Origin of the sequence: Janthinobacterium lividum (genome assembly GCF_011601275.1) — a bacterium.
GTDB classification, from domain to species: domain Bacteria; phylum Pseudomonadota; class Gammaproteobacteria; order Burkholderiales; family Burkholderiaceae_D; genus Janthinobacterium; species Janthinobacterium lividum_E.
The window spans coordinates 16,714-30,741 of the sequence record NZ_JAAOLY010000013.1 but is presented as its reverse complement, the minus strand read 5'-3'; the positions used below and the strand labels follow the sequence as shown (position 1 = coordinate 30,741).

Sequence of the window (14,028 nt, the reverse complement as noted above, 5' to 3'; positions counted from 1 at the left end):
CGGCGCGGCGCTTGAAACTGTGCTTGAAAGCCGGGCTTAAAATTCTTCCCAATCCTGGTCGCCGGCGATGTGCGATGGCGTTTTGTGCGCCGCAGCACCGGCCGCCTTCGGCGCTGCCGGTTTGCTTGCCTTGGCCTCAGGGGAGCGTGGCGCGAGCCTTGGCGTGGTGGCAATGGCCGTCTTGGCCGGCCGTGCGGCGCGCACCGGCGCAGTAGCAGTCATGTGTTCGAGCTGGAAGCCGGCCGCCACTTGCGCCAGGCGCGCCGCCTGGTCCTGCATGCTTTCGGCCGCGGCCGCTGCTTCTTCCACCAGGGCCGCGTTTTGCTGCGTTACCTGGTCCATCTGCGCGATGGCCTGGTTGACCTGGTCAATGCCCATGCTTTGCTCGGCGCTGGCGGCAGTGATCTCGGCCATGATGTCGGTCACCCTGCGCACGCTGTCGACCACTTCGCCCATGGTGCTGCCGGCCTGATGCACCAGCCGCGTGCCGTTGTTGACCTGTTCCACCGAGTCGCCGATCAGGGTCTTGATTTCGCGCGCCGCGGCGGCCGAGCGCTGCGCCAGGCTGCGCACTTCCGTGGCGACGACGGCAAAGCCGCGTCCCTGCTCGCCGGCGCGCGCCGCTTCGACGGCCGCGTTCAAGGCCAGGATATTCGTCTGGAAGGCGATGCCGTCGATGACGCCGATGATGTCGACGATTTTCGTCGACGCCGTGTCGATGGCGCCCATGGTGTCGACCACCTGGCTGACGATGCTGCCGCCCCGTTCGGCAACGCCGGAGGCGGCCACCGCCATCTGGTTGGCTTGCCGCGCATTGTCCGCGTTCTGCTTGACGGTGCTGGTCAGTTCTTCCATCGACGATGCCGTCTCTTCCAGCGAGCTGGCTTGCTGCTCCGTGCGCGCCGACAGGTCCTGGTTGCCGGCGGCGATTTCGCCCGACGCCGTGGCAATCGCATTGGTGCCCGTCTGGACTTCCGACACCACCTTGCGCAGTGCCTCGTTCATGCCGTGCAGCGCACGCATCAGGTCGCCGATTTCATCGCTGGCGGCTTTGCCGAAATGCGTGCGCAAGTCGCCGTCGGCCACCGTTTCGGCCACTTTCACGGCGGCCTTCAGCGGTTGCGTGATCGAGCGCGTGATCAGCCAGGCGCAGATGCTGCCCAGCGCCACCACCAGCGCGCACAAGGTCAGCAGCAGAGTGAAGCTGCGCTCGTTGGCCGCCTCGATGGCGTGCGCCGTGGCGTCGATGGCCTGGCGCTGCTGCGACAGCAGGGCCTTGACGTTGTTCTGGTACTTGGCGGCGGCCGGGGCAAAGCTGTCGCGGTAGGCGCTTTCCGCCTGCGCCGCGTTGCCGGCCTTGCGCGCATTCATCACCAGTGTCTTGGCATCCTGGTACTTGACGCGCTCGGCGATGGACGCCTTGAAAATGGCTTTCTCTTCATCGCTGTCGAGCAGCGCTTCGATTTTCTTCAGCAGTTCGCTGCCCTGTTTCGTGCTGTCGGCGATGGTGTCGGCAAACACACTGGACAGGGTTTCATCCGTGCTTTTGGCGATCATCGAGGTGCGCGCGATGGCCGAGTAAATCAGCACGTACCAGTCCGATACGAGACGTTCCTTGGCCAGCGGTTTTTCCATCATTTGCCGCGTTGCGTCGGCATTCACGTGGGCGCTGTACAGCGCGTACGAGGTGGAAATCACGGACAGCAGCAGCACCAGCGCAAAGCCTGCAGCCAGGCGCGTGCCGATACGAAGGTGGGAGAGGGCGTGCATGGTCGGAACTCCTGTCGCAGAGGGGATTTAAATTGCCTGTGCGACATAGTATGCACTGAGAAGTGACCAAGAGGCGAGGGAAACGCGCGCTTGTTTTTGCGCCTGTTGCAGCCACGCCCGTGTTACAGATCGCCCGCCTGGCGCAAGTCCGGCTCCTCGGCCCAGCGGGCGAAGGCGGCCGCCATGCGTTCGCTTTCCGCGATGGCGCGGCGCCAGTCGCGCATGCGCGCCGCGTGGTCCTGGCCGTAATGGGGGAAGTCGCGCCGGTCCGGCAGTTTGCCATTGGGCAGGCTGGCCACGAAGGCGGGCGAGGGCGAGACTAGGATCATGTTGTCGAGTGCGCTATCGCCGCTGCGCGCGCGACGCCAGGGCATGGCCTTGTCCAGCCAGCCCGGCACGATATGGTCGGCAAAATGCGGATATAGCACCAGGTCCGGTTCGCGCTGGTAGGGCAGGTGCAAATGATAGTCGACCAGGCCGCCGTCCCAGTAGCGCCCGGGCGGCGCGCCCACGATGTCCGTGACCGCATCGAGTACCAGCGGAATGGAGCCGGAGGCCAGCAGCGCGTCGCGCAGGTTGTCTTGCGCCAGCGGCACGAAGTGGGAATGAAAGGCGTCGAAACGCGAGCGCAGCCAGCTGGCGCCGTCCGGTCCGGCATGGAACACGGCGCGCTCCAGCGAGGCGGCCAGACGCGCGCGCGCCACGGCGTTGCCGGCGGCCGCCAGCAGGAAGCCGCGCCGGTCGCGCCATTTGCCTGGCTGCGCCAGCGCGCCGATGCCGCGCACGGCCAGCACCGACAGGCTGTGGCGTTCGTGCTGCAGCAGCTGCGCGTCCTGGCCGTCGAGGACGGCGTCGAGCAAGGCGCGGCACGTGCGGCTGACGTGCGCCGCCTCGGGTTTGTCGGGATAGCGCTGGCCCACGTATTCGCGCACCAGGCGGCGCTGTGCGGCCACCGGGTCGGGGAATATGCCGGCGGCCATGCGCCAGGCGCCGATCGAGGCGCCGACGAAGTGGCGCGGCCGTGGCGCCTGCGCCAGAAAATCGCCGAACAGCCAGCAATCGAGCTGGTGCAGGATCAAGCCTTTCGGCCCGCCCGCGGCGGCAGGGACGATGGCGATGTCGCTGGCGCGCACTCCGTGTTCGGCGATGCGCGTCCGGGCGCGGCGGCCCAGGCGGATGGTGATCGGTGATTGCATGAGTAGTCGTTGGCGGCCGGTAGCCAGGTATTTTACCGCCAGCGTGGCGCCACGACACAGTCGCGCTCGCTATAGTCACATTGTTAGTATTAATAAATTTCTTTAAAGCAACCATTCTCTTGAGAAATGTTGCATAATATTGGACGTTGAATTTTTGGCATGTGCCAAGGATTCCTTATGTCTTGCTTTTTTTATTGGAATCGTATGCAACTGAATCACGCTGTTGTTCTGACCCTGATCGCCGCTTCGCTCGCCGCTTGCGGTGGCGGCGGTTCTTCTTCCCCATCCGACACGGCGGTTGCCGTGAATCCACCCGTGACGCCCGTGACGCCTGTTACGCCTGTTACGCCGCCAGTGGTACCTGTCACGCCGACCGCCACCGGCGAAAACACGGGCGCCGTCAGCGCGCGTTTCGTCAATGGCGACAACAGCCGCTTCATCTTCACAGCTATCGGCTTGCAGAGCAGTGGCAAGGCCAGCCTGCTGGTGCAAGATACCTCCGGCGCCGTGAGCAATATCGGCAGCATCGTCCTGACGGGCAACCCGTCCGTGACGCGCGAAATCAGCGGCGACGCGGCTTTTGCGCAAGGACGCTGGTTCAAGGGCTCGTTCAGCAGTATCTCTGGCGCCACGACGTTGACCGGCAACAATGCCAGCGCGCATTACGTTGCCTATAACGTGCTCGCCGCGCTGCCGGCGACCGGCACGTTCACCTGCGATGCGGGTACGTTCACGGCGCCAAGCTATACGGGCGGCACGAACGTCTCGTCGAGCGGCTACTTCGGCACTGCCAGCGGCACGGCCAGCATGTCCTTCGATGCCTCCGGCGCCAAAATAGCGCTGGCCATCGACACCAGCGCTGGCGGCAGCACGGGCAAGGTATCGGCTTCGACGACCATCGCTTCGCCTGCGTCGAGCAGCATCACCGGCGGCTACCTGTCGAGCGGCACGGGCGCGCAGCTGATGCTGGGCGACGGCGGCGCCGGCCGCTATCTGCTGATCGCCGCTTACAAGGCGCAGCTGGCGAATGGCGCCAATTACCAGGGCGTGGCCACGTTCCGTTGCTCCTGATCCCGCGGGCATGAAAAAAGCGGCGCCGTGCAATGCACGGACGCCGCTTTTTTTTCGCGCGCCGGAATTAACGCAGCGCCGCGATCATCTGTTTCAGCTTGCCGGAATCGACGCAGAAGGCGCGGATGCCTTCGGCCAGTTTTTCCGTCGCCATCGCGTCTTCATTCATCATGAAGCGGAATGCTTCTTCATTCAGCGACATTTGCACGATGTTGGTCGATGGCGCCGCTTCGGCGCTCAGCTTGCGTTCCACCGGCGCATCGCTGTCGGCCAGTTTTTGCAGCAGGTCGGGGCTGATGGTGAGCAGGTCGCAGCCGGCCAGTTCGAGGATTTGCGACGTGTTGCGGAAGCTCGCGCCCATCACCTCGGTCTTGTAGCCGAACTTGCGGTAGTAGTTGTAGATGCGGCGGACCGATTGCACGCCCGGGTCTTCCGCGCCCATGTAGTCGATGCCCGTCGATTTCTTGTACCAGTCGTAGATGCGGCCGACGAACGGCGAAATGAGCTGGGCGCCCGCTTCGGCGCAGGCAATCGCCTGGGCCAGCGAGAACAGCAGGGTCATGTTGCAGCGGATGCCCTCCTTTTCCAGGATGGCGGCGGCGCGGATGCCTTCCCAGGTGGAGGCGATCTTGATCAGCACGCGCTCGCGCGGGATGCCCGCGTTCGAATACAGGGCGATCAGGTCACGGCCCTTGGCGACGGTCCCTTCCGTGTCAAACGACAGGCGCGCATCGACTTCGGTGGAGACGCGGCCGGGAATGGTTTGCAGGATTTCCACGCCAAAGGCGATCAGCAGGCGGTCGATGATTTCGGCGGTCGAGGCGTTCGGATGGTCGCGCACGGCCTTTTCCAGCAGCGGCTTGTACTCATCCTTCTGCACGGCCTTCAGGATCAGCGACGGGTTCGTCGTCGCATCGCGTGGCGTGTAGGCCTGGATCGATTGGAAGTCGCCGGTGTCGGCCACCACGGTAGTAAATTGCTTCAGTTGTTCGAGTTGGTTCATGGCTGCACGGGAAAGAGTGAATGGGCTTGCCGGGGTATTGTACATAATCCGGGGCGCGCTTCAGTCCTTTTGGTGCGGAAGAAATACAGTGGCAGGAACCCAAAATTGAGAGCCGGGGCCAGACCCGGCGGGCCTGGCCCCGGATTTCTGCTGCCTAGCCAATAAAAGAATCAAACTGCATGTCGAATTCCTGCAGCGCCTTCTGCGCATTCTGCATCTTCTTGCGGAACTCAGGTCCCCGTTGCAGGGCCAGGCCCACGGCCAGCACGTCGATCACGACCAGGTAGGCCAGGCGCGCGGAAATCGGGGTGTAGGGGTCGGTGTTGAAGACCAGGTCGATCGGGATCAGCACGGTCGCCAGGTCGGCCAGCGGCGTGCCCGATGGGGCCAGCACGACGACGTCGGCGCCGCCGCGGCGCGCCAGCTTCACGGAGCGGACCAGGGCGGGGCTGTTGCCGCGCTGCGAGATGGCCACCAGGCAGTCGCCGCCGCGCAGCAGGGCAGCGGCGATGCTGTGGATGTTCGGGTCGCTGTAGGCCACCGTCGGCACGCCCGAGCGGAAGAACTTGTGCTGCGCGTCGGCCGCCACGATGCCCGATGTGCCCTGGCCATAGAATTCGATCTTGCTGGCGCGCGACAGGATGTCGAGCGCGCGCTGGATCGCTTCCGGGTTCAGGTTGTTGCGCAGGTCGAGCAGGGTGTTGATCGAGCGGCTGCAGATTTTATTTACCAGGTCGGCCGCCAGGTCGTCCTGCGCCGGCTGCTCGTTCGCGCCCGGCATGGCCAGGGCCAGGCCCTGCGCCAGCTTCAGCTTGAATTCATGCCAGCCATCGTAGCCCAGGGTGCGGCAAAAGCGCACCACCGTCGGTTCCGACACCTGCGCGCTTTTCGCCAGCGCCGTGATGTTCTGGCTGACCGTCTGGTTAGGCTGGTCAAGCACGGCCAGCGCGACCTTCTTCTCCGACTTGGAGAGCGAATCGAGCTGGGTGCGGATGGAATCAAGCAGCATCAGGGTAGTCTTCTGGTAGGTGTTCAGGAGTGTGGGGATGATAGGTAAAAGGCCTGCCCATCTGCGGGCAGGCCCTTGTATTGCCTGTTAATCCTCGGGTAATGCTTCTTCACGCCACTGCAAGCCATCGCGGCCGATCAGGGCGCTGGCCGCCGCCGGGCCCCAGGTGCCGGCCGTGTACGGAATCGGCGCGCTGTCGTTCTGTTCCCAGCTGTCGAGAATCGGTTCGACCCATTCCCAGGCCGCTTCCAGTTCGTCGCCGCGCATGAACAGGGTCAGCTGGCCGCGCAGCACGTCGAGCAGCAAACGCTCGTAGGCGTCCATGCGCGGGGTCTTGAACGATTCGCGGAAATCGAGTTCCAGTTCCGCCGGTTTCAAACGCATGCCGTCGCCCGGGGTTTTTGCCATCAGGTTCATGCGCAAGCCTTCGTCCGGCTGCAAACGGATCACCAGGCAGTTCGGCTGGAAGCTCGACGTGGGCTGGTTGAAGATCGAGTGCGGGATCTGCTTGAAGCGCACGACGATCTCGGCCAGGCTGTCGGCCATGCGCTTGCCCGTGCGCAGGTAGAATGGCACGCCGGCCCAGCGCCAGGTGTCGATTTCCGCCTTCAGGGCAACGAAGGTCTCGGTGCGCGAATGTTCCGGCGCATCCGGCTCGTCGCGGTAGCTCGGCACGGTGGCGCCGTCCACGTGGCCGGCGCGGTACTGGCCGCGCACGATGTTTTGCGCCAGGGTGGTGGGCGTGAATTTTTTCAGCGAGCGCAGCACTTGCAGCTTTTCATCGCGCACGGCGTCCGGCGCGATCGAGGTCGGCGGTTCCATGGCGACGATGCACAGCAGTTGCAGCAAGTGGTTTTGCAGCATGTCGCGCAGCGCGCCCGACGTGTCGTAATAACCCATGCGGTTGCCCACGCCCAGCTTTTCGGCGATGGTGATCTGCACGTCGGAAATCCATTCACGGCGCCACAGCGGTTCGAACAGGATATTGCCGAAGCGCAGTGCCAGCAAGTTCTGCACGGTTTCCTTGCCCAGGTAATGGTCGATACGGTAGATCTGCGATTCCTGGAAGACCTTGCCCACTTCGGCATTGATCTGCTTGGCGCTGGCCAGGTCGCGGCCCAGCGGTTTTTCCAGGACCACGCGCGAGTTCGGCGTCACCAGGCCGTTGTCTTCCAGGTTGTCGCAGATGAGGGCGAACAAATGCGGCGGCGTGGCCAGGTAGTACACGCGGGTCAGGTCGGCATCGCCGCGCAGTGCTTCGACCAGCGGGGCATACGTGGCCGCATCGCTGGCGTTGAGCGACACATACACGATGCGCGCGCAGAATTTGCTCCAGGTGGCGGCATTCAGGGTGCTGGCCTTGATATGCGGGCGCGAGTTGGTTTCCACCATTTTCAGGAATGCATCCTGGCCGCTGTCCTGGCGGCCCACACAGATGATGCGCGCCGTCGGCGGCAAATCGTTCGCGACGTCGCGCGCATACATTGCAGGCAACAACTTGCGCATTGCTAAATCGCCGCTGCCGCCAAACAGGACCAGGTCAAAATCGGTAAGTGCCATAAGTGAGTGTCGTCGCAAAAGTAAAAGGGCCGGAGCGGGGAGGAAGCCGACCGGAAGTGCCAGTCTGTCGCTACTATAATCGATGGTGTAAATTTACTACGTAGAACAGGCAATTGCAAGAAATTTTACTACATTCCAACGGCCGCCGTCGCCATTTTGCCCTGTATCCCTGCCAGCGATGCCGGCATGGCCATTATATGCCGTTCGCCGGCGCCGGCGCAGTATCGTGATGTTCACTTGGCTTTTCAAAGCAACCATGGTTGCCAGGGAAATGTTCGATTCTCTACGTCATCATTTGCGCTGTAGCAACAAGCAAATCAAGAAATGCTGTCAGGATCGCCGTTGGCAGCGTAAAGTAGCTTTGGAGAAAGTAAAAAACCGTATAATTCAAGCTCGAATCGATAGCAACTATTGGTTGTAAGAAATTGTACGATACACACTGCACCGCTAGCGCCGGCCATGCCCCGAACCCGCCATCCGACGTCCATGCGACGTGCAGTCCGCATTGTCCGCAGCATCAGGGGCAGGCGACTTAACTTTACAAGACGGCTCAAGGGGACACAATGAATTCAATGCAGCAAGATGTCGATGAACGCACTAGCCTGACAGGCAATAACAAATTCGAACTGTTCCTGTTCAAGCTGGGTACCAGTGATCACTCGACCAGCCGCGAACTGTTCGGCATCAATGTGTTCAAAGTCCGTGAAATCATGGAAATGCCGGCCATCACGGCGGTGGCCGGTTCGCACCCGCACATGCTGGGCGTGGTCAATATCCGTGGCCAGATCGTGCCCGTGATCGACCTGCCGATGGCGGTCGGCTGCAAGAGCAATGGCTTGAAGATCCTGATGGTGACCGAATTTGCCCGCTCGACACAGGCGTTTGCCGTGGAAGAGGTAGATGAAATCGTGCGCCTGGAATGGAATCAGGTCCTGTCGGCCGAATCGAGCGTCGGTGGCGGCCTCGTCACGAGCATCGCCCGCCTCGATGGCGACACGGACAAGACGCGCCTGGCGCAAGTGCTGGACGTGGAGCAAATCCTGCGCAACGTGTTGCCGTCAGGCGATCCGGACGTGGACGAGAACAGCATCGGCCCGCAAGTGCGCTTGCCGGCCGGCGCCGTGATCCTCGCAGCCGACGATTCCTCGCTGGCCCGCTCGCTGATCGAAAAAGGCCTCGAAGCGATGGGCGTGCCTTTCATCATGACCAAGACGGGCAAGGAAGCGTGGGAACGCCTGCAGGCGATCTCGGCCCAGGCGGCGACGGAAGGCAAGACGGCGAAAGACAAGGTCGCGCTGGTGCTGACCGATCTGGAAATGCCGGAAATGGATGGCTTTACCTTGACGCGCAACATCAAGAACGATGGCCGTTTCTCCAACATCCCCGTGGTGATCCACTCGTCGCTGACGGGCTCGACCAACGAAGACCACGTCAAGGGCGTGGGCGCCGACGGGTATGTGGCCAAGTTTGTGGCGGCTGAATTGGCCGAGACGATCCGCAAGGTATTGTCGCGGTAACCCGACAACAATGTTGCGCAAGAAAAAGCGCCGGGCCCTCGCGGGTACCGGCGCTTTTTCATGCTGGCAAACGATTACGCCTGGTAAGCTGTTTCCGGCTGGCCCGCCACGTCCACGCGCACGGACAGCACGTGGCCCGTCAACGGGTAGTCGGCGATCTCGGCGTTTGACCGGTTGTGGCTGGCGCTGGTGATGTACAGGGTGCGCAGGTCGGGGCCGCCGAACGTCACCATGGTGGGGCAGCGCACGGGCACGGTAATTTCGCCCAGCAAATGGCCGTCGGGGGCGAAGCGCAAGATCTTGCCGCCTTCAAACATGGCCGACCAGTAATTGCCTTCGCTGTCGACGGCCGCGCCATCGGGGCGCCCGCCGTAATCAAACGCTTTCTTGTCCGTGGAAAAGCGCTGGAACGGTTGCGGCGCGGAAATGGCACCCGTGGCCGCATCGAAATCGAAGCGGTCGATGCGGTGCGTGGTGGTGTCCGAGTGGTACATGGTGCGCTTGTCCGGGCTGAAGCCCAGGCCGTTCGACACGGTCATGCCGCCCGACCAGACCTTGCGTACTTGTCCTTTTTCCAGCACGAACATCTCTGCAGCGTCAGCGTTGCGCGGCTCGAAAATCGTGCCGACCCAGAAACGGCCTGCCGGGTCGACCTTGCCATCGTTGAAGCGCGTGGTGCTCATGTCGAACGGCGCCGGAGCGATTTGCGCCAGGCTGCCCGTCTTCGTGTCCAGGTGGGCAAAGCCGCTGCGCAAGGCGACGATCAGGCCGCCGCCGGCGTTGATCGCCAGCGCAGACGGTTCCGTCGGCATGCTCCATTGCTCATGCTTGCCGCTGGCCGGGTGCAAGCGGTGCACGGCGCGGCCATCGATGTCGACCCAGTACAGGGCCGCTTCCTTGCCATGCCATAGCGGGCATTCGCCCACTTGCATGGGCTTGTCGCTCACTACTTTGATTTCGTAAATATTCATAAACCTCAATTAAGTTAGTACGCCGCCTTGGCGGCTTTCGCCAGGGCAATCAAGCCATTGGTCGAGCTGTCGTGGTGGTCGGGACGGGCTTCGCCCGTCAGTTCGGCCTGGATTTTCTTGGCCAGCACCTTGCCCAGTTCCACGCCCCACTGGTCGAAACTGTTGACGTTCCACAAGACGCCCTGCACAAAGGTCTTGTGTTCGTACAGCGCGATCAGGGCGCCCAGGGTGGTCGGGGTCAGCTGATCCATCAGGATGGTGTTGCTGGGGCGGTTGCCTGGGAAAGTCTTGTGCGGCACCAGCGCCTCGATCTCGCCTTCCGGCAAGCCTTGCGCCTGCAGGTCTGCGCGCACTTCCTCGCCCGTCTTGCCCGTCATGAAGGCTTCCGACTGGGCGAAGCAGTTGGCCAGCAGGGCGTCGTGGTGGCCCGGCAAATCGTGCGTGGCGCGCAGGGCGGCGATGAAGTCGATGGGCGTGATATCCGTGCCCTGGTGCAGCAGCTGGAAATACGCGTGCTGCGCATTCGTGCCGCAATCGCCCCAGATGACGGGACCGGTGGGCACGTCGACGGGCACGCCATCCTTGGTGACGCGCTTGCCGTTGCTTTCCATGTCCAGTTGTTGCAAATAGGCGGCAAAGCGGCTCAAGTCCTGGTGATACGGCGCGATGGAAACGGAGCCGCAATCGAGGAACTGGCGGTTCCAGAAGCCGACCATGGCCAGCACGACGGGCATGTTCTGTTCCAGCGGCGCCTGGCGGAAATGCTGGTCCATCGCATGCGCGCCGGCGAGGAAATCGCTGAAGTATTCAAAGCCGACGGACAGGGCCACGGCCAGGCCGATCGACGACCAGACGGAGTAACGGCCGCCGACCCAGTCCCAGAACGGGAACATATTGTCCGGCGAAATGCCGAAGTCGACGATGGCTTGCGTGTTGGTCGAAACGGCCACAAAATGCTGGGCCAGATCCTTTTCTTCGCCTTCGAGCAGGAACCAGGCGCGCGCCGTGTTGGCGTTGAGCATGGTTTCCGCCGTAACGAAAGTTTTCGATGCCACGATGAACAAGGTCGTTTCCGGATCGACCTTGGACAGGGTCGCTTCCATGTCGTGGCCGTCGACGTTGGAAACAAAGTGCATTTCCAGGCCCGGGTTGGCGTACGAGCGCAGCGCCAGGCATGCCATTTTCGGGCCCAGGTCCGAGCCGCCGATGCCGATGTTGACGATGTCGCAAATCGGCTTGCCCGTGTAGCCGAGCCAGCTGCCATTGCGCACCTTGTCCGTAAACGCCTTGACGCGTTGCAGCACGTCTTGCACGTCGGCGTCGATATCCTGGCCATCGACGACCAGCCTGGTGCCGCGTGGCGCGCGCAAAGCCGTATGCAGAACGGCCCGATGTTCGGTAAGATTGATTTTCTCGCCAGTGAACATGGCTTCGCGCTGCGCTTCCACGCCGCGCTCGCGGGCCAGGTCCATCAGCAGACGCATGGTGGTGGCGTCGACACGGTTCTTCGAGTAATCAAGCAGCAGGCCTGCCGCATCGACGGTCATGCTGGAAAAGCGGGCGGGGTCGGCCGCGAACAGCTGGCGCAGATGCACTTCGCGCAGGCTGGCGCTATGCGCTTGCAGGGACTGGAAACTGGCGGTGGCGGTGATGGCGGGAGTAGGTGCTGGCTGGCGCATGGCGGTCGGCTTGGGTGCTTGTCTCGGTTGAAAGGAGCGCGGCGCGTTCGTCGTGGCGAACAGCAATTCCGGCATTGGTATGAGAATAATACATCAGAAAAACGTAATTTCACTACAGTTTGTGACGCGAAGCTGATTTTTCCGTGCTTTTTTTAGCGATTGCACGAGTGACATATAAGGACGATGTTGGGAGGCGTCGATACGCGATATTGGCCGGATTTGCCTTGATGCGCCGCAATCCGTCGCTTATTTGTGTTGTTGTCCCATGCAAGAGTGCTTCTTCTTCACCATTTTGTAGTAAAATTTCACGAAATACTCATTTTTAAGGAAATCCATATGGCGCTGCATCCAGTAGTCGAATCCGTAACAGCGCGCATCATCGCGCGCAGCCGGCCATCGCGCGGCGCCTACCTGGCGCATCTGGATGCGGCCCGCATCCAGGGCGTGCAGCGCGGCGCCCTGTCGTGCACCAACCTGGCGCACGGCTTTGCCGCCTTTCCCGCCAACGACAAGCTGTCGCTGAAGGAATACAAGAAGCCGTCAGTGGCCATCGTGTCCTCGTACAACGACATGCTGTCGGCGCACCAGCCTTTCGAAGGCTTCCCGCAGATCATCAAGCAAGCCGTGCGCGAAGTGGGCGCAGTCGCCCAGTTCGCCGGCGGCGTGCCAGCCATGTGCGATGGCGTGACGCAAGGCCAGCCGGGCATGGAACTGTCGCTGTTTTCGCGCGACACCATCGCCATGTCGACGGCCGTGGCGCTGTCGCACAATATGTTCGACTCGGCCCTGTACCTGGGCGTGTGCGACAAGATCGTGCCGGGCCTGTTGATCGGCGCGCTGCACTTCGGCCACTTGCCAGCCGTCTTCGTGCCGGCCGGTCCGATGACGTCGGGCCTGTCGAACCAGGAAAAAGCCAAGGTGCGCCAGCTGTATGCGCAGGGCAAGGCCACGCGTGAAGACTTGCTCGAAGGCGAATCGAAAGCCTACCACGGCGCCGGCACCTGTACTTTCTACGGTACCGCCAACAGCAACCAGATGCTGATGGAAGTGATGGGCCTGCACTTGCCGGGCGCCGCCTTCATCACGCCGAACACGCCGCTGCGCGATGCCCTGACCGCCGCCGCCGCCCAGCGCGCCGCCGTGATCACGGCGCAAAGCGGCAGTTATTTGCCGGTCGGCCATATCGTCGACGAGAAATGTATCGTCAACGCCGTCGTGGGCTTGCTGGCCACGGGCGGTTCGACCAACCACACCCTGCACCTGGTGGCGATCGCCAAGGCGGCCGGCATCGTCATCGACTGGAACGATTTCAATGAACTGTCGGCCATCGTGCCGATGCTCACGCGCATCTACCCGAACGGCGATGCCGACGTGAACCATTTCCACGCGGCCGGCGGCACCGGTTATCTGATCCGCGAACTGCTGGACGCGGGCTTGCTGCACGAAGACGTCAACACCATCCTGGGCCACGGCTTGCGCGCGCACTGCATGGAACCGTTCCTCGGCGAAGACGGCAAGGTCTTCTGGAAAGATGCACCGGCCGCCAGCGCCGACGACAGCGTGCTGCGCCCCGCCTCGAACCCGTTCGCGCCGGACGGCGGCATGGTCCTGGTCGCGGGTAACCTGGGCCGCGCCGTGATGAAGGTCTCGGCCGTCAAGCCGCAGCACCGCACGGTGGAAGCGCCGGCCCTGGTGTTCAATTCGCAGGAAGAATTCATGGCCGCCTACAAGGCGGGCACCCTGGACCGCGACTTCGTTGCCGTGCTGCGCTTCCAGGGCCCGCGCGCCAATGGCATGCCGGAACTGCATGCGCTGACGCCGGCGCTGGCCAACCTGCAGGATGCGGGCCGCCACGTGGCGCTCGTTACCGATGGCCGCATGTCGGGCGCGTCGGGCAAGGTGCCGGCCGCCATCCACGTATCGCCTGAAATTCTCGCCGGCGGCCCGCTGGGCCTCGTGCGCGACGGCGACATCATCCGTCTCGACGCCTTCACCGGCGTGCTGGAAGCGCTGGTGCCGGCCGACGTCTGGCATGCGCGTTCGCTGGTCACGGCCGACCTGTCGCCGAACCACATCGGCATGGGCCGCGAGCTGTTTTCCATGTTCCGTTCCACCGTCAGCGCGGCGGAAGAGGGTGCCACCACCTTCGGCCTGCCGTCGCCGATTCCCACCACCGTCGCCTTGCACGACGCCGACAATGTCGGTGATACCGTACCGGGTTCCGATGAAGACTTTTTGGCTAGGAAATAAGA

General features: G+C 62.9%; 10 protein-coding genes. 3 read left to right on the top strand and 7 right to left on the bottom strand.

Annotated features, from left to right (window positions below; all coding sequences use genetic code 11):
• Positions 1-36 precede the first annotated feature (36 nt).
• Together GYK42_RS19300 and GYK42_RS19295 are read right to left on the bottom strand one after the other, a co-directional pair.
• The gene (locus GYK42_RS19300; protein WP_166448824.1) at positions 37-1,770 is read right to left on the bottom strand and encodes a methyl-accepting chemotaxis protein; all 1,734 of its coding nucleotides are present in this window, start codon (positions 1,768-1,770) and stop codon (positions 37-39) included.
• A gap of 122 nt (positions 1,771-1,892) precedes the next feature.
• Complete coding sequence (locus GYK42_RS19295; protein ID WP_166448823.1) at positions 1,893-2,966, bottom strand: patatin-like phospholipase family protein; 1,074 nt, start codon at positions 2,964-2,966, stop codon at positions 1,893-1,895.
• Positions 2,967-3,170: 204 nt separating this feature from the next.
• On the opposite strand from GYK42_RS19295, the gene GYK42_RS19290 reads away from it, so the two are divergent.
• Positions 3,171-4,037: a hypothetical protein gene (locus tag GYK42_RS19290; protein WP_166448822.1), complete on the top strand. Its 867-nt coding sequence runs from the start codon at positions 3,171-3,173 to the stop codon at positions 4,035-4,037.
• A 67-nt stretch (positions 4,038-4,104) separates the two neighbouring features.
• Here the strand turns inward: GYK42_RS19290 and tal are convergent, their stop codons facing one another.
• The 3 genes from tal to zwf all read right to left on the bottom strand — a co-directional run bounded on the left by tal (position 4,105) and on the right by zwf (position 7,609).
• On the bottom strand, positions 4,105-5,040 hold the full coding sequence (gene tal / locus GYK42_RS19285; protein WP_034753971.1) for a transaldolase: 936 nt from the start codon (positions 5,038-5,040) through the stop codon (positions 4,105-4,107).
• Between the two features lie 154 nt (positions 5,041-5,194).
• Positions 5,195-6,049 carry an SIS domain-containing protein gene (locus GYK42_RS19280; RefSeq protein ID WP_034750862.1) on the bottom strand — a complete coding sequence of 285 codons (855 nt, stop codon included), beginning with the start codon at positions 6,047-6,049 and terminating at the stop codon, positions 5,195-5,197.
• An 87-nt stretch (positions 6,050-6,136) separates the two neighbouring features.
• Complete coding sequence (gene zwf, locus GYK42_RS19275; protein ID WP_046685898.1) at positions 6,137-7,609, bottom strand: glucose-6-phosphate dehydrogenase; 1,473 nt, start codon at positions 7,607-7,609, stop codon at positions 6,137-6,139.
• A 563-nt stretch (positions 7,610-8,172) separates the two neighbouring features.
• On the opposite strand from zwf, the gene GYK42_RS19270 reads away from it, so the two are divergent.
• The gene (locus tag GYK42_RS19270; protein WP_035821285.1) at positions 8,173-9,126 is read left to right on the top strand and encodes a chemotaxis protein; all 954 of its coding nucleotides are present in this window, start codon (positions 8,173-8,175) and stop codon (positions 9,124-9,126) included.
• A gap of 74 nt (positions 9,127-9,200) precedes the next feature.
• Here GYK42_RS19270 and GYK42_RS19265 read toward each other — a convergent pair whose 3' ends face one another.
• Both GYK42_RS19265 and pgi read right to left on the bottom strand, forming a co-directional pair.
• Positions 9,201-10,097 carry an SMP-30/gluconolactonase/LRE family protein gene (locus GYK42_RS19265; RefSeq protein ID WP_166448821.1) on the bottom strand — a complete coding sequence of 299 codons (897 nt, stop codon included), beginning with the start codon at positions 10,095-10,097 and terminating at the stop codon, positions 9,201-9,203.
• A gap of 14 nt (positions 10,098-10,111) precedes the next feature.
• Positions 10,112-11,776 (bottom strand): glucose-6-phosphate isomerase, encoded by a 1,665-nt coding sequence (pgi, locus tag GYK42_RS19260; RefSeq protein ID WP_166448820.1) that lies wholly within the window; start codon positions 11,774-11,776, stop codon positions 10,112-10,114.
• Between the two features lie 336 nt (positions 11,777-12,112).
• Between pgi and edd the strand changes: the two genes are divergently transcribed.
• Positions 12,113-14,026 (top strand): phosphogluconate dehydratase, encoded by a 1,914-nt coding sequence (gene edd, locus GYK42_RS19255; protein ID WP_166448819.1) that lies wholly within the window; start codon positions 12,113-12,115, stop codon positions 14,024-14,026.
• The last annotated feature ends 2 nt before the right edge of the window (positions 14,027-14,028 follow it).

Excerpts from the sequence above, each read along its gene's own strand:
- GYK42_RS19300 (WP_166448824.1), bottom strand. The coding sequence starts at position 1,770 with ATGCACGCCCTCTCCCACCTTCGTATCGGCACGCGCCTGGCTGCAGGC.
- GYK42_RS19295 (WP_166448823.1), bottom strand. The coding sequence starts at position 2,966 with ATGCAATCACCGATCACCATCCGCCTGGGCCGCCGCGCCCGGACGCGC.
- GYK42_RS19290 (WP_166448822.1), top strand. The coding sequence starts at position 3,171 with ATGCAACTGAATCACGCTGTTGTTCTGACCCTGATCGCCGCTTCGCTC.
- tal (WP_034753971.1), bottom strand. The coding sequence starts at position 5,040 with ATGAACCAACTCGAACAACTGAAGCAATTTACTACCGTGGTGGCCGAC.
- GYK42_RS19280 (WP_034750862.1), bottom strand. The coding sequence starts at position 6,049 with ATGCTGCTTGATTCCATCCGCACCCAGCTCGATTCGCTCTCCAAGTCG.
- zwf (WP_046685898.1), bottom strand. The coding sequence starts at position 7,609 with ATGGCACTTACCGATTTTGACCTGGTCCTGTTTGGCGGCAGCGGCGAT.
- GYK42_RS19270 (WP_035821285.1), top strand. The coding sequence starts at position 8,173 with ATGAATTCAATGCAGCAAGATGTCGATGAACGCACTAGCCTGACAGGC.
- GYK42_RS19265 (WP_166448821.1), bottom strand. The coding sequence starts at position 10,097 with ATGAATATTTACGAAATCAAAGTAGTGAGCGACAAGCCCATGCAAGTG.
- pgi (WP_166448820.1), bottom strand. The coding sequence starts at position 11,776 with ATGCGCCAGCCAGCACCTACTCCCGCCATCACCGCCACCGCCAGTTTC.
- edd (WP_166448819.1), top strand. The coding sequence starts at position 12,113 with ATGGCGCTGCATCCAGTAGTCGAATCCGTAACAGCGCGCATCATCGCG.